At 63.0% G+C, this 18,958-nt stretch carries 18 protein-coding genes and 1 pseudogene; 11 read left to right on the top strand and 8 right to left on the bottom strand.

Annotated features, from left to right (window positions below; all coding sequences use genetic code 11):
* Positions 1–90: 90 nt before the first annotated feature.
* Positions 91–1,452 (bottom strand): MdtA/MuxA family multidrug efflux RND transporter periplasmic adaptor subunit, encoded by a 1,362-nt coding sequence (locus C5N93_RS09360; RefSeq protein ID WP_242559040.1) that lies wholly within the window; start codon positions 1,450–1,452, stop codon positions 91–93.
* 614 nt (positions 1,453–2,066) lie between these two features.
* On the opposite strand from C5N93_RS09360, the gene C5N93_RS09355 reads away from it, so the two are divergent.
* Entirely contained in the window at positions 2,067–2,786 is a 720-nt protein-coding gene (locus C5N93_RS09355; protein WP_069341591.1) for a response regulator, read from the top strand.
* Positions 2,787–2,865: 79 nt separating this feature from the next.
* The gene (locus C5N93_RS09350; RefSeq protein ID WP_242559039.1) at positions 2,866–4,140 is read left to right on the top strand and encodes an ATP-binding protein; all 1,275 of its coding nucleotides are present in this window, start codon (positions 2,866–2,868) and stop codon (positions 4,138–4,140) included.
* A 337-nt stretch (positions 4,141–4,477) separates the two neighbouring features.
* Here the strand turns inward: C5N93_RS09350 and C5N93_RS09345 are convergent, their stop codons facing one another.
* A complete protein-coding gene (locus tag C5N93_RS09345; RefSeq protein ID WP_069341589.1) occupies positions 4,478–4,768 on the bottom strand; it encodes an H-NS histone family protein in 291 nt (96 codons plus the stop codon).
* Between the two features lie 893 nt (positions 4,769–5,661).
* Here C5N93_RS09345 and C5N93_RS09340 point away from each other — a divergent pair.
* Positions 5,662–6,261, top strand: coding sequence for a GNAT family N-acetyltransferase (locus C5N93_RS09340; RefSeq protein ID WP_242559038.1), 600 nt, complete (start codon positions 5,662–5,664; stop codon positions 6,259–6,261).
* Here C5N93_RS09340 and C5N93_RS09335 read toward each other — a convergent pair.
* Positions 6,228–6,581: a hypothetical protein gene (locus tag C5N93_RS09335; protein WP_242559037.1), complete on the bottom strand. Its 354-nt coding sequence runs from the start codon at positions 6,579–6,581 to the stop codon at positions 6,228–6,230. The two genes, C5N93_RS09340 and C5N93_RS09335, sit on opposite strands and share 34 nt — an antisense overlap.
* Between C5N93_RS09335 and C5N93_RS09330 the strand changes: the two genes are divergently transcribed.
* The gene (locus C5N93_RS09330) at positions 6,580–7,914 is read left to right on the top strand and encodes an MFS transporter (protein ID WP_242559036.1); all 1,335 of its coding nucleotides are present in this window, start codon (positions 6,580–6,582) and stop codon (positions 7,912–7,914) included. The two genes, C5N93_RS09335 and C5N93_RS09330, sit on opposite strands and share 2 nt — an antisense overlap.
* 44 nt (positions 7,915–7,958) lie before the next feature.
* Here the strand turns inward: C5N93_RS09330 and C5N93_RS09325 are convergent, their stop codons facing one another.
* From C5N93_RS09325 to C5N93_RS09315, 3 genes are all read right to left on the bottom strand, one after another.
* On the bottom strand, positions 7,959–8,396 hold the full coding sequence (locus C5N93_RS09325) for a DUF6691 family protein (protein WP_242559035.1): 438 nt from the start codon (positions 8,394–8,396) through the stop codon (positions 7,959–7,961).
* The gene (locus C5N93_RS09320) at positions 8,393–8,839 is read right to left on the bottom strand and encodes a YeeE/YedE family protein (RefSeq protein WP_242559034.1); all 447 of its coding nucleotides are present in this window, start codon (positions 8,837–8,839) and stop codon (positions 8,393–8,395) included. Before C5N93_RS09320 ends, C5N93_RS09325 begins: the two co-directional genes overlap by 4 nt.
* A gap of 79 nt (positions 8,840–8,918) precedes the next feature.
* The gene (locus tag C5N93_RS09315; protein WP_150719566.1) at positions 8,919–9,299 is read right to left on the bottom strand and encodes a metalloregulator ArsR/SmtB family transcription factor; all 381 of its coding nucleotides are present in this window, start codon (positions 9,297–9,299) and stop codon (positions 8,919–8,921) included.
* Positions 9,300–9,450: 151 nt separating this feature from the next.
* Between C5N93_RS09315 and C5N93_RS09310 the strand changes: the two genes are divergently transcribed.
* A complete protein-coding gene (locus tag C5N93_RS09310) occupies positions 9,451–10,320 on the top strand; it encodes an MBL fold metallo-hydrolase (RefSeq protein ID WP_242559033.1) in 870 nt (289 codons plus the stop codon).
* Here C5N93_RS09310 and C5N93_RS09305 read toward each other — a convergent pair.
* On the bottom strand, positions 10,307–11,212 hold the full coding sequence (locus C5N93_RS09305; protein WP_242559032.1) for a LysR family transcriptional regulator: 906 nt from the start codon (positions 11,210–11,212) through the stop codon (positions 10,307–10,309). The two genes, C5N93_RS09310 and C5N93_RS09305, sit on opposite strands and share 14 nt — an antisense overlap.
* Before the next feature lie 120 nt (positions 11,213–11,332).
* Here C5N93_RS09305 and C5N93_RS09300 point away from each other — a divergent pair, with 120 nt between their 5' ends.
* From C5N93_RS09300 to C5N93_RS09280, 5 genes and pseudogenes are all read left to right on the top strand, one after another.
* Positions 11,333–11,734: a 4-oxalocrotonate tautomerase family protein gene (locus C5N93_RS09300; protein WP_242559031.1), complete on the top strand. Its 402-nt coding sequence runs from the start codon at positions 11,333–11,335 to the stop codon at positions 11,732–11,734.
* 208 nt (positions 11,735–11,942) lie between these two features.
* A complete protein-coding gene (locus C5N93_RS09295) occupies positions 11,943–12,314 on the top strand; it encodes a YXWGXW repeat-containing protein (RefSeq protein WP_242559030.1) in 372 nt (123 codons plus the stop codon).
* Positions 12,315–12,603: 289 nt separating this feature from the next.
* On the top strand, positions 12,604–13,488 hold the full coding sequence (locus C5N93_RS09290) for an ABC transporter substrate-binding protein (protein ID WP_242559029.1): 885 nt from the start codon (positions 12,604–12,606) through the stop codon (positions 13,486–13,488).
* A gap of 165 nt (positions 13,489–13,653) precedes the next feature.
* On the top strand, positions 13,654–14,376 hold the full coding sequence (locus C5N93_RS09285; RefSeq protein WP_242559028.1) for an amino acid ABC transporter permease: 723 nt from the start codon (positions 13,654–13,656) through the stop codon (positions 14,374–14,376).
* 86 nt (positions 14,377–14,462) lie between these two features.
* Positions 14,463–15,137, top strand: a pseudogene (locus C5N93_RS09280) (amino acid ABC transporter permease); the annotation flags it as partial.
* Positions 15,138–15,339: 202 nt separating this feature from the next.
* Here C5N93_RS09280 and C5N93_RS09275 read toward each other — a convergent pair.
* The gene (locus C5N93_RS09275) at positions 15,340–17,628 is read right to left on the bottom strand and encodes an NADP-dependent malic enzyme (RefSeq protein WP_069341581.1); all 2,289 of its coding nucleotides are present in this window, start codon (positions 17,626–17,628) and stop codon (positions 15,340–15,342) included.
* A gap of 213 nt (positions 17,629–17,841) precedes the next feature.
* Between C5N93_RS09275 and C5N93_RS09270 the strand changes: the two genes are divergently transcribed.
* The gene (locus C5N93_RS09270; protein WP_242559064.1) at positions 17,842–18,819 is read left to right on the top strand and encodes a LysR family transcriptional regulator; all 978 of its coding nucleotides are present in this window, start codon (positions 17,842–17,844) and stop codon (positions 18,817–18,819) included.
* The last annotated feature ends 139 nt before the right edge of the window (positions 18,820–18,958 follow it).

Genomic DNA, 18,958 nt, shown 5'->3' with positions numbered 1-18,958 from the left:
TTGGGGCGTGGCGATACGTAAGCGGGACAGCAGGGTCAAAGGGCGCGTCAGCATCGGTGTTGCGACTTCGGCGAGCGCCCTGGGCCCCCTTTATTGCGCCTGACGACGGTGTCCGCCACCGTTGCCGTTGCGCTTCTCACCCGGCGCATGCGGCGCGACGGCCGCCGCACGGCTCTCCGCCGTGATCACTTCGACCTTGGCGCCGTCACGCAGCTTGTCCATGCCGTCGATCACCAGCTTCTCGCCCGGCGCAATGCCCGACTCGACCGCCATGTTGGTGCCGTCGGTCGGACCGACTTTCACCGTCTTGAGTTTGACGGTCTGATCCGGCTGCACGGTATAGACGAAGCTGCCTTGCGTGCCGCGCTGCACGGCGGCCGTCGGAATCAAAGTGGCGCCCTTGAGCGTGTCCACGAGCATCTTCACGTTGACGAACTGGTTCGGGAACAGCATGCCGTCGGCATTGGCGAACTCGGCCTTGAGCTTCACCGTGCCCGTCGTCGTATCGATCTGGTTGTCGATGGACGCGAGCTTGCCCGCGGCCAGCTTGATCTTGCCCGCCCGGTCGAAAGCCTCGACAGGCAGCGTTTCCCCGCCGCGCGTGCGTTTGACGACCTTGGGCAGGTTGTCTTCCGGAATCGTGTACACGACCGTGATCGGCGTGACTTCGTTGATGATGACGATACCGTTGGTATCCGACGCGTGGATGATGTTGCCCGGATCCACCTGCCGCAGGCCCGCAAGACCGGACACCGGCGCCGTGACGCTCGCATAGGTCAGTTGCAGGCGGGCGTTGTCGAGCTGGCCCTGATCGGACTTGACCGTCCCTTCGTACTGCTTGACGAGGGCACGCTGCGTATCGACCGTCTGCGTGGCGATCGAGTCCTGCTTGAGCAGGGTCTCGTATCGGGCGAGGTCAAGCTGGGCGTTCTTGAGCAGCGCCTGATCGCGCGCCAGTTGGCCCTCCATCTGCGTGACCTGCACCTGGAACGGACGCGGGTCGATCTCGGCGAGCAACTGCCCGGCTTTGACGATATCGCCTTCCTTGAAATGCACCTTCATGAGCTGGCCGTCTACCCGCGAATGCACGGTGACGCTACGCGTCGGGGTCACAGTACCCAGTCCGTTGAGGAATACCGGCAGATCCCCGGTTTTCGCCTCGACGGCAGTGACCGGCGTGGCCGGTCCGCCCGCGCCAGGCACGCCGCCCGGCGGCCCGCCACGGCGTCCGCCAGCTTGCGCCGGGCCCTGCGCGTTCTGCGAATGCAGGCGGTAGTAAACACCCCCGGCGATGAGCACGACGATCAGCCCGATGACGCCCGGCACGAGCCAGCGACGCTTGCGCGACGGCGCGGGAGATGACGAAACCGGTGGTGTCGGCGGCACCTGCGGGGCAGGTGAACGCTCTGAACCGTTCGGCTTGTCGGAACCGTGGGGACCGTGCTCGGTCATGACTTCCTCTTAACAGCGGAGTAGTTGGCGGATTCGTCCGATACGGACGACGTTCTTTTTTATCGGATTGCTGCAACGCGGCAAATCGCCCGGAAGCCCCGAACGACGGCACACACCTCAATGGCCGATCAGCATAGCAGACGGTTGTAACAGCTCAACGAGATGGCTCGTTACATCAGCTTTCTCTGTGTTGGCGCTCGGAAACATCCGACGTTGCTGAAAGACACGACTGCATCGCCAAGGTTCGGACGACGGTCCGGGCGAGCATGCGCGGATCGCGTCGAATCACTTTCGCTAAGGTAGTGCGGCGCCTTGCCGTGCATTGCCTTGCCACAGCGTTCCCGCGACGTGAGACATACGCGCGTCGGGCGTGCGGCTGGGTGTGCGTCAGACGTCCTGATAATGACGAATCAGCGAGACATCAAACCGGCATCAGGGCGTCTGATTAAGAGACCGAAGCTTACGTGACGCGAACGAAATTCGTGCGTTATCGCAGCTCGCTCTATTATTACGCATCGTTACAGGCAACCAAGACTGTAATTTCCGGAAACAAAACACGTGTAAAGCAGAGCAGGGAGACCACTATCATGACGACACAACCTGTCCGAGCGAATATGAAGATTCTTGTAGTCGACGACGATCCCGATCTGCGTGACCTGCTGCGCGAGTATTTGAGCCGCCATGGCTTCTCCGTCGCTGTCATGCACGATGGCGAAGGGCTGGCCGCCCGCCTTGAGCGCGAGCGCCCTGCCCTGATCGTGCTCGACCTCATGATGCCGAAGGTCGACGGCCTCACGGCCTTGCGCGACCTGCGCGCCCGCAACGACGACGTGCCGGTGATCCTGCTCACGGCGCGCAGCGATGAGATCGACCGTATCGTCGGGCTGGAAATCGGCGCCGACGACTATCTGGGCAAGCCATTCAGCCCGCGCGAACTGCTCGCGCGCATCAATGCGGTGTTGCGCCGTCGCAAGACGCCCGATGCCGCCGTGCCCGAACAACGCGAAAACTATGCGTTCGGCCCGTTCATGCTCGACTTCCGCAGCCGCACGCTCACGCGCGACTCGCAGTTGCTCACGCTCTCGGACGGCGAATACGGGTTGCTGCGTCTGCTGGTGAATCACGCGATGCAGGTGCTGTCTCGCGAACGCATCATCGAATTGCTCTACGGCGCCGACAGCGACGTCAACGACCGCGGCATCGACGTACAGATCTGGCGCCTGCGCCGTCTGCTCGACGAGGACGCACAGAGCCCGCGCTTCATCCAGACAGTACGCGGACGCGGTTATATCTTCGTTCCCGACGGCCAGCGAGCCGACATGGCGACCGGTTGATGCACCGGTCTGACAAGGACTCCGGCATGCAGCCGATTCTGTTTTCGTTTCCCCTGACGGCCGACACGCGGAGCCCTGCATGAAAGGCCGTTTCGATACGCTTTTCGGCCGGCTTGCCGTACTCATCATTGCGGCGCTGGTCATCAGCCATTTCTCGTATCTCACGATCCTTCGCAGCGATCACGACGAGACGCGCGTCCAGAACGCCGCCGAGCAGATGGCCTTCATCATCAAGGCGGCGTCCGAGGTACATGAGGGCAATTCGAATCTGACGTTGCCTGATCTCGTGCAGGTGGTGCCCGTCTCGTTCGCGCATGGCGATGTCTTCGAGCCGCCGGGCAAGAACGCGCGACTGACGACTGAGCTCGCCCGCCGTTTGCCCGCCGGCACGCAATTGCGTGTGGAACGTACGCCGCCGCCGCGCATCTGGGCCCGTCTGCCGGGCCGTGACTACTGGATCGCCACGCCGGTACTGTCCGTGCGCAACCCGCCCGGGACCGCGACGATTCTGCCGGGGCTGGCCGCCGTGCTCGGCATTACGGTCATCTTCGCGCTGTTCGCCGCATGGCAGTTGCAGCGCCCGGTGCGGGATATGGCCGCCGCTGCCGAGCAGCTGGCGACCCATCGCGTTCGAACGCAGGTCAAGGAACGCGGCCCGCTGGAGCTACGTCAGCTCACCGAGCGTTTCAATCGGATGAGTCAGGACATCGTGCAAACCGATCGCGAGCGCAATACGATGCTCGCCGGCATTGCCCATGACCTGAAGACGCCGCTGGCGCGTTTGCGACTGCGCGCCGAGATGCTCGACGATATCCAGATGAGTGAAGGCATCACGCGTGACGCCGAGTCCATGACACGCATCGTCGATCAGTTCCTGCTGTTCGCGCGCGGCGTGGAGGTCGACAGTGCGGCGTCGCCGGTCGAGGCGCGACTTCCTGCGCTGGCCGCGCCATTCCTCGATCAGGGCTACGCGGTCGAACTGGATTTGCAGGCCGGGCCGGGGTTCAAGCTGCGCCAGACGTATCTGGAGCGCATCGTCAACAACCTGCTCGACAATGCCGTAACGTACGGGCGCGCACCGCTGGCCATCCGTACCTCGCAGGATGCAAGCGGCTGGCGTCTCGTGATCGAGGACAGCGGCCCGGGAATCTCCAACGAAGACATCAATCGCATCGTGCGGCCTTTCGTACGACTCGACCCGGCCCGAGGCGGCAACGCACACTGCGGACTGGGACTCGCCATCGTCGACAAGCTCACCCAGCAACTGGGCGGACGCGTGTCGTTCGCCAACCGCCCGGCCGGCGGCTTGCAGGTGACGCTGATGTTCCCGCCGGACGATCCTGGCGCCGAATAACACGATGCCATTGCCTCGGAAACGTCCCGAAAGCACCCCGTCAGCACATCGTTAGCGCCTCGTTGGCATCGCAAAGCGCCCATTCGATTCTCGCCCAATGAAAAAACCCGCCGTCGATGAACGAACGGCGGGTTTTTGTCTTTTTCGGCACTGCATCACATCAAGCCACAGCCAGGCGATCCGGGTTGGGGGGCAATACGACTACTGGGCTGTGCTCTACTGCTCACAGGGACACGTTGGGCAGATGGCAACGCTGTGCGAGTGAGACACAGCAACGTCTGCTCCCCAACCACCCTGGCATGTGACCGGCAATGCCAGTCCGGCTGACGCCGGCGAATTACTTGATCAGGAACTTCTCTTTGTTCTTCCCGACCCACTTCGGCGCGCGGCCGCGGCCCGACCACGTTTCACCGGTGGCCGGATTCATGTACTTGGGAGCGATTTGCGCGCGAACGGCGCGGCGACGACCGTCCGTCGTGGCAAGACCCAGATCCTTCGCGGTCAGTTCGTATTCCTGGATCTTCTGTTTGACTTGAGCAATGACCTCCGCCACTTCACGGGCGCGGGCCTCTTCGATCTGCTTTTCGATTTTGTCGCGTTGCGCGACGAGTTCCTTATAGCTTGCCATCTGGCGTGTCCTTACATTGTTAAAAATGGATCGCCACTTAAAATAACACGAGTTTTAATAATTTGAAAACCGCATTTCCATCAAATGAGTCTGAGGAAGCACAAATCTCATTGAATTGTCCGAGAGACACTTCAGAAAATGCACAACAGCGGGGCAGCAATGCCGGATTATCGCAACCGGCGATCCCCCGATAAGCCTGTCCATATCGTCCCGAACACCCAGTCAATTCCCTTGCCATATGAGAGGAATTCGCTGCCAACTGCTCAGGACTCCACGCGGCACTATCGGTTCACGCACCATACTGCAAGGATGGGAAAGATTTTTCGGGCTAACGGGAGGAAATCCAACGCGGGACAACTTCACACATAATTCGACGCATCAAAATATACGATCACAAATATTTAAGCGCATTCCGATCATTCTGTTATCCGAAACACTCCGGAGACAGATCAATCAATCGGACAATTCTCAATGAGGCTCCGCAATTTACGGATAAGTTCAGTTGAGGATTTAGCTTGAGGATTCGTCGTATTTCGTCATTTTCGTCGGGCGCATCTGTCAAACTGATCACTGTTCGCCCCAATGAACGCCATCACAATATCTATCGAAGCGCGTCTACCAGTCGGAATAGCGATAAATCGGGACGCGGGAGCCGCAGACCCGATTTTGTTGACGTATACGTCAAACTCATACGCCAATCCGATTTCACGAATCGAATAAGTTTTCGTAAGATAAGCAAATCGGTCGATGGGTCAGTCCCGGACCGATCGCCGAAAATCGAGGCGTTCCGGTGGATTCGGTCTCGTGTCGATGGCGTAATTAAGCTTTTGCTGATAAATGACATTTCTCATTTGCGGTCGGAATTAGCGCCGATTCTCTACGGATTTGAACGCATGCCCCCATCGATGACGGCTACCGATCCTCATTCGCCTTTCGACACCGAGGCGCCCACGATCGTCACTCCGCGAACGATTCTGCGGCAGTGGCATACCGACGATCTGCCGCGCTTCGCGGCGCTCAATGCCGACCGCGAAGTCATGCGTCATTTCCCCACAACGCTGGACCGGATGCAGAGTGACGCCGTTGCGCTACGTCTTGCGCAGCATCTTCAGACGCATGGTTACGGCCCATGGGCACTTGAGATTCCGGGCGTAACACCGTTCGCCGGCTTCGTCGGGTTGATGCGAGTGGGTTTCGAAGCGCCCTTCGCGCCGGCCGTCGAAATCGGGTGGCGTCTCGCGAAGGCATTCTGGTCGAAAGGGTATGCGACGGAAGCTGCCACGGCGGCGGCACACTTCGCCTTCGACACGCTCGGCATGGACGACCTCGTGTCCTTCACCGTGCCGGCCAACGTCCGCTCGCGCGCTGTGATGCAACGCATCGGCATGCATCATTGTCCCGACGAAGACTTCCTGCACCCGCTGATTCCGCCGGGCCATCGCCTGCGCCGTCACGTGCTTTACCGCATGGATGCCGGCGACCTGATCGTTTGATCGCCGGGTCGTCGGTTCGCCTGATCGCCTGATCGCCGGATCGCCGGATCGCCGGATCGCCGGATCGCCGGATCGCCGGATCGCCGGATCGCCGGATCGCCGGATCGCCGGATCGCCGGCAGTCTGACCGATCGGATGTCGGGACGCCCGTGGAGCCCCACCGAACCCCGATTGGCGGCAAAACATCGATCAACGTCGCCTTGGCGATTGAAGCAAGCGCTTAAATCGTGGGAAAATCCGAGCCTTTGCGCAAGCCGTCTTCCCCCCATCGTGTCGCGCGCCGTCATCATTCCGCTCATCATCGCCTGCGCTTTGTTCATGGAGAACATCGACGCCACGGTGATCACCACCTCGCTGCCCGCCATGGCACGCGACCTCCATCAGGATCCGATTTCGCTGAAGATGGCGCTCACCGCCTACGTGGTGGGGCTGGGCATCTTCATCCCGATCTGCGGCTGGGTCTCCGACCGCTTTGGCGCGCGCAACGTATTCCGCACGGCGATCGGTATCTTCATGGCGGGATCGATCCTGTGCGCGGTGTCGTTCACGCTGCCGACGTTCGTGTTCGCGCGCTTCCTGCAAGGCGTAGGCGGCGCGATGATGGTCCCGGTCGGACGCCTCGTCATCTTCCGCGCCGTGCCCAAGCACGAGCTGGTCAAGGCCATCGGCTATCTGACGATGCCCGCCCTGCTCGGCCCGGTCATCGGTCCGCCGCTGGGTGGTGCGATTACCGCCTACCTTCACTGGCGCTGGATCTTCTTCATCAATATTCCCGTGAGCCTGCTCGGCATCTATCTCGCGGGCAAGTACATCGATAACGAACGCGGCGGCGACGCCGGGCCGCTCGACACGCGCGGCTTCGTGCTCTCCGCCCTCGGCAGCGGTCTGCTCATGCTCGGGCTCGCGCTAATCGGCGAGCATCAGGTGAGCGACACCGTGGTGATCGTGATGTGCGTGCTCGGCGCGTTGTTCATCTACGCTTACTGGCTGCACGCCAATCGCGTGGAAACCCCGTTGCTCGACTTCCGGCTGCTGCGCATTCCGACGTTCCATGCGAGCGTCGTGGGCGGCTCACTCTTCCGGATCGGTCTGGGCGCCGTGCCGTTTTTGCTGCCGCTGGCGTTGCAGGAAGGCTTGCACATGGACCCGTTCGAGTCCGGCATGATCACGTGCGCCTCGGCCTTCGGTGCGATTTTCATGAAAGCGATTGCGCAGCGAGTGCTCGCCCGATTCGGGTTCCGTCAGGTGCTGATCGTGAATGCCGGACTGGCGGGACTGGCGCTCGCCTCCTACGGCCTTTTCACGCACAACACGCCGGTCATCGTGATGCTGGGTGTCGTCGCGTTCGGCGGCTTCTTCCCGTCGTTGCAATTTACTTGCCTGAACTCGATCGTCTACGCCGACATCGGCAGCGAGGATGCCAGCCGCGCCACCAGCCTCGCGAGCGTCGTGCAACAGCTGTCGCTGGGTCTGGGCGTGACGATCTCCGGGATGGTCTTGCAGGCGAGCAGCCGACTGGCCGGCCATGACCAGTTGATGGCGAGCGATTTCCTGCCCGCGTTTCTGGTCATCGGCCTGTTCTCGCTGCTGTCGATCCCGGTCACGCGTCAGCTACCCGCCGACGCGGGCACGGAGTTAGCGCGAAAGCACTGACACCCATGGGCTTACACGCCCGAACGTGACTGTGACTGCGACGGTCACGTCGATTTCGCTTCGGGCCGGATGACCACGGCGTGGATCGCCATGCCCACGGCCATCGCGGCGACGAACAGTACCGCCTTGCCCGAGCCGGCGCCGAGCAACACCAGTGCCGGGCCGGGACAAATGCCAGCGATCCCCCAGCCCACGCCGAACAGCAACGCACCGATCACCAGACGCTTGTCCACGTCCCCCAGGCCACGCAACGACGGCCAGACACGTGGTTCCCCCGTCCATGCCAGCGGCTGCGACCGGGCGAGCCGGAACCCTACGAGGCCCACGGCCACCGCACCGCCCATCACGAAGGCGAGCGACGGGTCCCACTTCCCCGCGAGGTCGAGAAAGCCGAGCACCTTCGCCGGATTCGCCATGCCCGCGAGAATCAACCCCACGCCGAAGACGAAACCGCCGATCAACGCGAAAATCAGCTTCTTCATACCGCCCCCCCCATACCCAGCACGTGACGCACGACGTACACGGTCAAGAAACCGGTCGCCATGAAACACAACGTGGCGACGAGCGAGCGCCACGACAAACGCGATAGCCCGCAAACGCCGTGGCCGCTCGTGCACCCCGACCCCAGGCGCGTGCCGAAGCCGACCAGTAACCCCGCGCCGAGCAACATCGCCGTGCTCGCCTCGATCTGCACCTCGGGGACGACGGCCACCGCGCGATACCCCCATGGCGCCGCCATCAACCCGACGATGAACGCCACGCGCCATCCGACGTCTCCCGCCCGCGGCCGTAACAAGCCACCCACGATGCCGGAGATGCCGGCAATGCGTCCCGAGGACAGCATTAACCAGACGGCCGCCAGCCCGACTAGCACACCGCCGGCAAGCGATGCCCAGGGAGTGAAATGAAGTGTGTCGAGTGTCATGAAATCCAGCTCCCGCAGCGAGATCGGAGGAAATCGATTCAATCGGATGGACCGGGCACAACGGGTACAACGGACAGCGTCAAGGTTTCGGACAAAACTGATCGTAAAGACAGGCAAGCACGGCAAGCACCGCCCCATCGGCCACGGCGTAATAGATACGTTTGCCGTCGCGTCGCGTGGTCACCAGCGCCTCACTACGCAACACGGCGAGCTGTTGGGAGAGCGTGGGTTGCCGGATGTCGAGCTGGGCTTCCAGTTCCCCCACCGATCGCTCGCCCTGCGTGAGCTGACACAGAATCAGCAGACGGTCTTCGTTGGCGAGCGCGCGCAACAAGGCCGTGGCCCCCTGAGCGGCCGTGCGCAGATGGGCCACGTCGAGCGCAGCAGCAGATGCGGCGGACTCGGCAGACGGCGCCGACACAAACGGCTCGACGGGGGATAGCGCAGTGGCTCGTGGCATGGCAGGATCGATGGCGAATCAGGACACCCGAACAAAGCGGGAGCGACAACATGCCGCACCGCTTTGCGCGATGTCATGGAGTGTTACGTGTAGTGCGGACACTTTACTGATTTATAATATATGAATCGATAAATTCTTGCAGGAGCCGGTCATGTCAGCCACGCCAGCACACATCGAAGCCTTTTTCGACACCGTCACCGCCACGGTCACGTATGTCGTGTTCGATGCGCCCGGCGGCCATGCGGCGATCATCGACCCGGTACTCGACTACGACCCGAAGGCCGGTCGCACGCACACCGGCTCGGCTGAACGCGTGCTCGCCTTCGTCGCTGCGCAGCAACTCACCGTCGACTGGATTCTGGAGACGCACGCGCACGCGGACCATCTGTCGTCGGCGCGCTGGCTCAAGGAGCGTGTGGGCGGATGCATCGCCATCGGCGCGCACATCCGCGACGTGCAGCACGTCTTCAAGAAGCTGTTCCATTTGGGTGCGGACGTACCGCCGGATGGCTCGCAATTCGACCATCTGTTTCAAGACGGCGAGACGTTCGCCATCGGCACCTTGCAGGCGAAGGCGATGTTCGTGCCGGGCCACACACCGGCCGACATGGCCTATCTGGTGGGCGATGCGGTCTTCGTGGGCGACACGCTCTTCATGCCGGACGTCGGCACCGCGCGCTGCGATTTCCCCGGCGGCAACGCCCACACGCTGTTCCGGTCGATTCGACGTCTGCTGTCGCTGCCAGCGTCAACCCGCCTGTTCATGTGCCACGACTACCCGCCGGCCGGGCGCGCCGCCAACTGGCAAACGACCGTGGGCGAACAGCGACGCGCGAACATTCACGTACACGACGGCATCGACGAAGACGCCTTTGTCGCCATGCGCGAAGCCCGCGATCGCACCCTCGACATGCCCACGCTGATCCTGCCCGCCGTGCAGGTGAACATTCGCGCAGGCGACATGCCCGCGCCGGAAGCGAACGGCACGCGCTATCTGAAGATTCCGCTCAACGCGCTGTAATTCCGGCAGACGCCGTCAACTGCTCCGCCAGCGCATCGCGCGCCTGCGTGACCCACTCGGGTTCGCCGCGACGCGCGGGCAGCAGGTGAAATTCGGCGTCAGGCAGCGCGGGCAGACGCCGCCCCGGCATCAATGTCTCGATGCGCACGAGCGATGCGCCGGCCGCCGACGCGTTCAGACACGCCACCCCCAATCCCGCATTCAAGGCCAATTGCAGCCCCGCCACGCCCGACGCCACGTGCGCGATGGCGTACGGCACCTGCTGCTCGTCGAGCCATTGCGTGGTGAAGCGATGCAGCGCGCAGGTGTCGGGCAGCACCAGCAGTGGTAGCGGCGCGCCGTCGTCCAGCACGAAATCGGGAGATGCCACCCAATCGAGCGACTCGCGCCCGAGCGTTCGCGTGCCTGCTACGGCATCTCGACCTAGCGACTTGCCGAGCACACGCATCGACAGCCCGATGTCGAAATCGCCCGCGTCGTAACCACTCTCGATCACGCCGCTTTTCAGAATCGTCACGTGAATGCGTAGCGATGGATAGGCCACGCCGAGATGCCGCAGCATGCGCGCTACCTCGGCAGGACGGAAGTAATCGGTGATCGCCAGCCGCAATTCCCCCGCGAGCGAGAAGCCGCGTACGTCGTGCCACGCCTGCTCAGACTGCGCGATCAACTGCCGGGCATGGCCAAGCAGACGCTCGCCCGCCGGCGTGGGCGACACGCCCTGCTTGCCTCGCGTGAACAGCGTCACGCCGATGCGCTCTTCGAGCTTGCGAATCTGCTCGCTGACGGAAGACTGCGACAGAAATACGCGCGGCGCCGCAGCGGAAAGACTGCCCGCCTCGGCCACCGCGACGAACGTGCGCAACTGATCGAAATCGAATCCGGGGACCATGACATCATCCATTGATGAAACCGATGGATGGAATCGTATATTCCCGCTTTTCCGATGTCAAACAACTCCCTAGACTGAACTCGTCGTCTTCATCGACTCTCATTCTTCAGGAGCCCCACCATGCCGCACATCGTCCTGCAACTCTCGGGCACGCCCAACGACACCCTCAGCCGCGACGCCGTACGCGCCGTTTCGCAATTGACCGTCGACACGCTGCACAAGGCGCCGGAAGTCATTGCCGTGACCGTCGATTACATTCCTCACGAGCGCTGGTTCATCGGCGGCGCGCCGCTCTCGGAGCAAGGCAAGAACGCATTCCATCTCGATATCAGCGTGACGGACGAGACGAATACGAAAGCGGAAAAGGCGCTATTCATCTCGCAGGTTTTCGAAGCGCTATCGGGGCTACTCGGTAACGTTCACCAGTGCTCGTACATCCATGTGATCGATGCGCGCGCCGCGGCTTACGGTTATGGCGGACGCACGCAGGAGTACCGGCATCAGCGCGCGTATTCGCTTTGATCGAAGCGTCATCGCTGCCCCGTAAAACCCGTGCGCCATCGGCAATCCCGACCGATTGCCGATGGCGTCGAATCCTTTGCAGATGCGAACTTTCGTGGAATGAAACGAAACATTTTCAACATTTTCTTACGACTATTTGCTTAGTCATTACCCCCTTCGCCCCGTACGATGAAGGCGTACCAAGAACTTCGCTTTCAAGGGGGCGAAAATGAAAAAACTGACTTTGACCATCGCGCTTGTCGCTGCCACGCTCGGCGGCGTTGCTGTTGCACCGGCTCACGCTCAGGTGGGCGTTTCGATCAGCATCGGCGCCCCGCCGGCACCTCGCTATGAGCCGGTGCCGCCGCCGCGTGCAGGCTATGTCTGGGCACCGGGCTTCTGGGACTGGGACGGTCACCGCCATGCGTGGCGTGCCGGTCATTGGGAACGTGCCCGCCCGGGTTATGCCTATCGCGCACCGGCCTGGCATCAGGGACCGCACGGTTGGGAGTTGAACCGTGGCGGATGGGATCACGGCCCGGGCCCGGGTCCGGATCGTCACGACAATCGCGGTCGTGACCACGACCGCTACCACGGTTGATCGCCGCTTCTCGTTGTAGCTCTCGTTGTACGTTTGACCGCGAAGCTGTAAAGCCGTAGTTGATGCTGTAAAGCAGTGATGTTGTGACAAAGCGCCGGCGCTTATCAGCGTCGGCGTTTTGCTAAGAAAAATCGGTTGGTTGGGCGCGCGTGCCCGCCCCGTTATCGTTGATACCCGCTCGCTGCTACCCGCAGCCAGGTCCCCGTCGATGTCTGTCCACGCCGTGCCTTTATGCGTCGACGCTTTTGGGACTCATCACGGATCAACGAAAAACGGAGCCCAACAGGCCATGCAAAAACAGAATCGCCAACCACGCGCATCTTTCTCAGCACCGCTCGCAGCACGCTTCACCGCACGGCTTTCCCTTGCGAAGCCCCTCGCCGCAGCACTGCTCGGCGTCGTCGCCCTCGCCCCGCTCGCCGCGCATGCCGACAAGCTCGACGACATCAAGAAGGCCGGTGTGCTGCGCGTTGCCACGTTCGACAGCAACCCGCCGTTCGGCTACGTGGACGCGCAGTCGCACAAGATCGTCGGCCTCGATGTCGATTACGCGAAAGCCCTCGCCGACAAGCTTGGCGTGAAGCTGGAACTGCAACCGACCAACCCGGCCAACCGCATTCCGTTCCTCACCTCGAAGAAGGTCGACCTCGTGCTGGCCAACTTCACGATCACCGACGAGCGTGCCAAGCAGGTCGACTTCAGCATTCCCTACTTCTCCTCGGGTCAGCAGTTCCTCGCCAAGAAAGGCACGTTGTCGTCGCCGGACCAACTGAGCGCGTTGCGCATCGGCGCCGACAAGGGCACGACGAACGAGATCACGCTGCGCGAGAAATTCCCGAAGGCGACCATCGTCGCGTTCGACGACACGCCGTTCGCCTTCGCCGCATTGCGCACGGGCACCGTGCAGGCGATCACGCAGGACGGGCCGAAGCTCGTCGGTCTGCTCGCCAACGTGCCGGACAAGCAGAACTATGAGATCCCCGCCTTCACGATCTCCAACGACTACATGGGCGTTGGTGTGCCCAAGGGTGAGCCGCGTCTGACCACCTTCGTCAACGACACGCTTCGCGACCTGGAGAAGGACGGCACCGCCGCCAACATCTACGACCGCTGGTTCGGCCCGAAGTCGGCCCAGCCGCTGCCGCGTCTGTTCAAGATCGGCGACAAGGCGTAAGGCGCAAGTCGTAAGCCGTCACCGTCTGACGCTTGCCCGTCGGCCCCGGCCGGGGCGCATGGGATGAGAGCCCCGTGCGTGCCCGGCCTGTTGCATTGCTTCATGCACGGCGTCTCGCATCACGTCTTGAATCGCGTCTTGCATGCCCCCATCGGAACTCCTGCCATGATCGACTGGCTCGCCCCGAAGTATCTCGGCTGGCTGCTGACCGGCTTCGGTGTCACGCTCGCGCTGGCGGCCGCTGCGAGCGCCGCCGCGACGTTGCTCGGCTTCGTGCTGGCCGTCGCGCGCAACTCGGATAACCCGCTGTTCTCCCGTCCTGCCGCCGCGTTCGTTGCGCTCATGCGCAACACGCCGTTGCTGGTACAACTCTTCTTCTGGTATTTCGGCGTGGCGGCCTTGCTGCCACCGGATGCCGTGCAATGGCTGTCGCAGGCGCACGTCTGGCACGTCGTGCTGTTCGATATCCGCTGGCCGACGCTGGAAACCCTCGCAGGCTTCGTCGGCCTGACGATCTACACCACGGCCTTCATCGGTGAAGAGATTCGCGCAGGACTGCGCGGCGTGCCCGCCGGGCAAACGCATGCCGCCGCGGCGCTCGGCCTCACCCGCTTCGCGATCTTCCGTCACGTGGTCTTGCCGCAAGCGGTGCGCATCGCCCTGCCGCCGCTCTTCGGGCAATACATGAACGTCGTGAAGAATTCCTCGCTGACGATGGCGATCGGGCTGGCGGAACTCTCGTACGCATCGCGTCAGGTCGAGACGGAAACCTTCAAGACGTTTCAGGCGTTCGGCATCGCCACGCTGCTCTATATCGGTGTCATCGCACTGATCGAAGCCGTCAGTATGGCTACAACGCATCGCCATGCCGCCGCGCCATCGCGTTGATCACCGCGTGCTACGCCCCTTGACTCGTCTGCGCCTGCCGATGAACCACGCCCGCGCTGGCGCCACCCATCCGTCATGAACCCGCCATGAATTTCTCCGCCGTAGCCGACAACCTGCCCTACCTGCTCTGGGGCGACTTTCCCGACGGCCCGCTCTCGGGTGCAGCACTCACGCTCGTGCTCGCGAGCGTGAGCGCGCTCGCCTCGGGCGTGCTCGGTCTGGCGGGCGGCATCGCACTGGCGATGCTCAGCGGCCCGTCGCGATGGGCACTCACGTTCGTGATCGGCTTTTTTCGCGCGATCCCGGTGCTGATGTTGATTTTCTGGACGTATTTCCTGCTGCCGATCCTGTTCGGCGTGAATGTCCCCGGCCTGGCCACCGTGGCGTGCGCGCTCGCGCTGATCGGCGGCGCGTATCTCTCGCACACGGTCTACGCCGGGATTCGGGGTGTGGGCATCGCGCAGTGGCAAGCCGGCATGTCGCTTGGCCTCACGCGCGTGCAGACGCTGCGGCACATCGTGTTGCCGCAGGCGCTACGCATCATGACGCCATCGTTCATCAATCAGTGGGTATCGCTCGTGAAGGACACCTCGCTGGCGTACATCGTCGGCGTGGCCGAGCTGTCGTTCGTCGCCACGCAGGTCAACAACCGGCTGATGGTGTATCCCGCCGAAGTGTTCGCGTTCGTCGCACTGATCTACTTTGTGATGTGCAGCGCGCTGGAATGGCTGTGCACACGACTGTTGAGCAAGCCACGTCGTGTGCCGCTCGATGAAGACGATGCGCAGGACGCAGCCCCATACGCAACGAAAAAGCCCCGGCGGTTTCGGCAGCGCATCGTGTCGATGCTGCTGCCGACCCCGCCGGGGCTCACACGTACCTTTGATCGCTTACGCCATCTGGCGCATCGCGACCGGCGTCGTGCGCCGGAACATCTCCCGGAGCACGAACGCCGGGTGGACTTCAGTCACGATTGGCCTGGATGACCGTCAGTGCCGTCATGTTGATGATGCGTCGCACGGTCGAGCTCGACGTCAGCACGTTGACCGGCGCGCCTACGCCCAGCAGGAACGGACCGACGGCCACGTTGCTGCCTGCGCCCGTCTTGAGCAGGTTGTAGGCGATGTTGCCGGAGTCGACGTTCGGGCACACCAGCAGGTTGGCGGCGCCCTTCAGACGCGAGTGCGGCAGGATGCGGCTGCGCAGACCTTCGTCCAGCGCGCAATCGCCGTGCATTTCGCCGTCGATTTCCAGATCCGGCGCCTGAGCTGTCACCATCTCCAGCACACGGCGCATCTTCGTGCCCGACGCGGCGCTGCCCGAGCCGAAGTTCGAACGCGAGAGCAGCGCGACCTTCGGGTTGAGGTTCAGACGCGTCATCTGCTTGGCCGCAGCCAACGTGAATTCGGTGATCTGCTCGGCCGTCGGATCATCGTTGACGTGCGTGTCCACGAGCGCCACGGTGCGCTTGTCGAGCAGCAGAATGTTCATCGCTGCATAGGTGTTCGCGCCCGCTTGCTTGCCGATGACTTCGTCGACGAAGCGCAGGTGATCGTGATACGCCCCCACGGTGCCGCAGATCATGCCATCGGCATCGCCCAGACGCACCATCATCGCGCCGATCAGCGTGAGGCGACGACGCATTTCGACACGCGCCATCTCCTTGGTGATGCCATCGCGGCAACGCAGTTCCCAGTAGCTGGTCCAGTACTGGTGGAAGCGCTCGTCGTAGTACGGGTTGGTGACTTCGACGTCTTCGCCAAGACGCAGACGCAGACCGAACTTCTCGATGCGCGCGAGCAGCACTTCCGGACGGCCCACGAGAATCGGACGCGCCAGCTTCTCGTCGACGATCACCTGCACGGCGCGCAGCACGCGCTCTTCCTCGCCTTCGGCGAACACGATGCGCGACTTGCCGCCGTCACGCACGAGTTGCTTGGCCGCCGAGAAGATCGGCTTCATGAACGCGCCCGAGTGGTACACGAACTGCTGCAACTGGTCAGCGTAGGCGTCGAAGTCCTCGATCGGACGCGTCGCGACGCCGTCTTCCATGGCAGCACGCGCCACGGCCGGTGCGATACGCACGATCAGACGCGAATCGAACGGCTTCGGAATCAGGTATTCCGGCCCGAACGACAAGTCATACGCGCCGTAAGCGTTGGCGACGGAGTCGTTGAGTTCTTCCTGCGCGAGTCCGGCAATCGCGTGCACGGCGGCGATTTCCATGTTGCGCGTGATGGTGGTCGCGCCCACGTCGAGTGCGCCACGGAAGATGTACGGGAAGCACAGAACGTTGTTGACCTGGTTCGGGAAGTCCGAGCGGCCGGTGGCGAGCACCACGTCGTCGCGGGCGGCACGGGCGTCTTCCGGGAAGATTTCCGGCGTCGGGTTGGCGAGGGCCAGAATCAGCGGGCGCGAGGCCATCGTCTTGAGCATTTCAGGCTTGAGCACGCCGCCGGCAGACAGGCCGATGAACACGTCGGCGCCTTCGATCACTTCGGCGAGGGTGCGCTTGTCGGTCTTCTGGACGAAACGGGCCTTGTCCGGGTCCATGCCCACGGTGCGGCCTTCGTACACGACACCGTCGATGTCCGTAGCCCAGATGTTTTCGATGGGCAGACCGAGGTCGATCATCAGGTCGAGGCATGCCAGCGCTGCGGCGCCGGCGCCCGAGGTCACGACCTTCACTTCACGAATGTCCTTGCCGACCACCTTCAGGCCGTTGATGAACGCAGCGCTCACCGTGATGGCCGTGCCGTGCTGGTCGTCGTGGAAGACGGGAATCTTCATGCGTTCGCGCAGCTTGCGCTCGACGGTGAAGCACTCCGGCGCCTTGATGTCTTCGAGGTTGATGCCGCCGAACGTGGCTTCGAGGCTGGCGATGATGTCGACCAGCTTGTCCGGGTCGCTCTCGGTGATTTCGATGTCGAACACATCGATCCCGGCGAACTTCTTGAAGAGGACAGCCTTGCCTTCCATGACCGGCTTGGAGGCGAGCGCACCGATGTTGCCCAGACCCAGCACGGCGGAGCCGTTGGTGATCACGCCGACGAGGTTGCCACGGCCGGTGTACTTGAACGAGGCCGACGGGTCGGCCGCGATTTCCTGACACGGAATGGCGACACCCGGGGTGTAGGCGAGCGCCAGGTCGCGCTGCGTGACGAGCGGCTTGCTGGCCGTCACGGAGATCTTGCCCGGGGTCGGGAACTGGTGATACTCCAGGGCGGCCTGGTGATCGTTGCTGTTGCTCATGGCAATGTCGTCCTCGTTGGATGTCTCGGCTATCTGACTCTGTCTTGCGCAGCGAACCGTTCTGGAGACGGCTACCGCCCCGGCGCATCAGAGGTGAGGCCATTCTAGGGAGCCGCCAGCGGGGGACGATTCTGAATTACTATGGGGGCATCATATTTTCGTTATAAGCCCGGAGCACCGGGGGTTTCAGAGGATCGAGAACAGATGGTGGCGGTGCCTTTCGATACGGGGGAAGTGGTCCGGCGGCTGACGACCCGGCTCAAGATGCGTCATCTCGTGTTGCTGTTGCAAATTCAGCAGCACGGCTCGCTCACGCGGGTGGCCGAGCATATGGCGACGAGCCAACCGGCGGTGACCAGCGCCCTTGCCGAGCTGGAAAACATGCTCGGCGGCCCGTTGTTCGACCGTACGCCGCGCGGCATGACCCCCACGCCGCTGGGCGACGTGGTGCTGGCCCGCGCGCAGGCGATGGTGCACGATCTGGACCATCTCACGCGCGATATCGAAGCCGTGATGGCCGGACATGCCGCGCGCTTGCAGGTCGGCGTGATTCCTTACATTTCCGGCACGATGCTCGCGGCGGCCATCCAGCAGACCCTGGCCCAGATTCCCCAACGCCTGACCGTCACGCTGCACGAAGGCACGAGCGAAGCCCTGATGGCGCAGTTGCGCGATCACACGCTGGACGTCGTGATTGCCCGCGCCGCGGCATCGGTCGACCCCACGCAAGTGCAGTTCGAAGTGCTGCACCACCAGATGCCACGGGTGGTCGCGAGCCGCCGTCTGGCCGCCCGGCTGGGCCGCAGCGCGCCGGTATGGGCGCAACTGGCCGAACTCGACTGGGTCATGGGCGCACCGAACACGCCCCTGCGCGATCAGCTTTCCGACCTGTTCCTGCATGCCGGCGTAGTGCCGCCCGTGCCCGTGGTGGAAAGTTTCTCGTCGCGGCTGACCGGGGAGTTGCTCGCCAGCAGCGAGCGCGCCGTATCCCTGCTGCCCGCCGACATCGCCGAGGAACTGGTGCGCATTGCCGGCGTGGCGATCGTGCCGTGGTCGCTCACGTGGACGCTGCCGCCCGTGGCGATGTTCACCCGCCGCGAAAACCCGCGGGAAACGCACCGCCTCTTCACGCAAGCGTTGCGAACGCAGTATCAGATGGTGGCGGGGGCCCCTTCCGACGCCAAAACGTGACGGACAACGAGGCGCAAGCCAGTGGCGCAAGAAAGGGACGGAAAGGTCTTTCGCCGCCAAAATCGCCGAATTCCATGAAATACGGCCTTTTCCGCTCGTTTCCTGCGCGATTGCCCGCGTGCCGGGCATCGTAATGTGT

The organism is Pandoraea sp. LA3 (assembly GCF_022696215.1).
Classification (GTDB): domain Bacteria; phylum Pseudomonadota; class Gammaproteobacteria; order Burkholderiales; family Burkholderiaceae; genus Pandoraea; species Pandoraea capi.
This window is presented reverse-complemented; position numbering and strand designations above follow the sequence as displayed.

Bases quoted from the DNA above. Each gene is read 5' to 3' on its own strand.
- C5N93_RS09325 (WP_242559035.1), bottom strand. From the start codon at position 8,396: ATGAAGAAGCTGATTTTCGCGTTGATCGGCGGTTTCGTCTTCGGCGTG.
- C5N93_RS09330 (WP_242559036.1), top strand. From the start codon at position 6,580: ATGGAGAACATCGACGCCACGGTGATCACCACCTCGCTGCCCGCCATG.
- C5N93_RS09345 (WP_069341589.1), bottom strand. From the start codon at position 4,768: ATGGCAAGCTATAAGGAACTCGTCGCGCAACGCGACAAAATCGAAAAG.
- C5N93_RS09310 (WP_242559033.1), top strand. From the start codon at position 9,451: ATGTCAGCCACGCCAGCACACATCGAAGCCTTTTTCGACACCGTCACC.
- C5N93_RS09335 (WP_242559037.1), bottom strand. From the start codon at position 6,581: ATGAACAAAGCGCAGGCGATGATGAGCGGAATGATGACGGCGCGCGAC.
- C5N93_RS09360 (WP_242559040.1), bottom strand. From the start codon at position 1,452: ATGACCGAGCACGGTCCCCACGGTTCCGACAAGCCGAACGGTTCAGAG.
- C5N93_RS09305 (WP_242559032.1), bottom strand. From the start codon at position 11,212: ATGGTCCCCGGATTCGATTTCGATCAGTTGCGCACGTTCGTCGCGGTG.
- C5N93_RS09295 (WP_242559030.1), top strand. From the start codon at position 11,943: ATGAAAAAACTGACTTTGACCATCGCGCTTGTCGCTGCCACGCTCGGC.
- C5N93_RS09340 (WP_242559038.1), top strand. From the start codon at position 5,662: ATGCCCCCATCGATGACGGCTACCGATCCTCATTCGCCTTTCGACACC.
- C5N93_RS09275 (WP_069341581.1), bottom strand. From the start codon at position 17,628: ATGAGCAACAGCAACGATCACCAGGCCGCCCTGGAGTATCACCAGTTC.
- C5N93_RS09320 (WP_242559034.1), bottom strand. From the start codon at position 8,839: ATGACACTCGACACACTTCATTTCACTCCCTGGGCATCGCTTGCCGGC.
- C5N93_RS09355 (WP_069341591.1), top strand. From the start codon at position 2,067: ATGAAGATTCTTGTAGTCGACGACGATCCCGATCTGCGTGACCTGCTG.
- C5N93_RS09315 (WP_150719566.1), bottom strand. From the start codon at position 9,299: ATGCCACGAGCCACTGCGCTATCCCCCGTCGAGCCGTTTGTGTCGGCG.
- C5N93_RS09290 (WP_242559029.1), top strand. From the start codon at position 12,604: ATGCAAAAACAGAATCGCCAACCACGCGCATCTTTCTCAGCACCGCTC.
- C5N93_RS09285 (WP_242559028.1), top strand. From the start codon at position 13,654: ATGATCGACTGGCTCGCCCCGAAGTATCTCGGCTGGCTGCTGACCGGC.
- C5N93_RS09350 (WP_242559039.1), top strand. From the start codon at position 2,866: ATGAAAGGCCGTTTCGATACGCTTTTCGGCCGGCTTGCCGTACTCATC.
- C5N93_RS09300 (WP_242559031.1), top strand. From the start codon at position 11,333: ATGCCGCACATCGTCCTGCAACTCTCGGGCACGCCCAACGACACCCTC.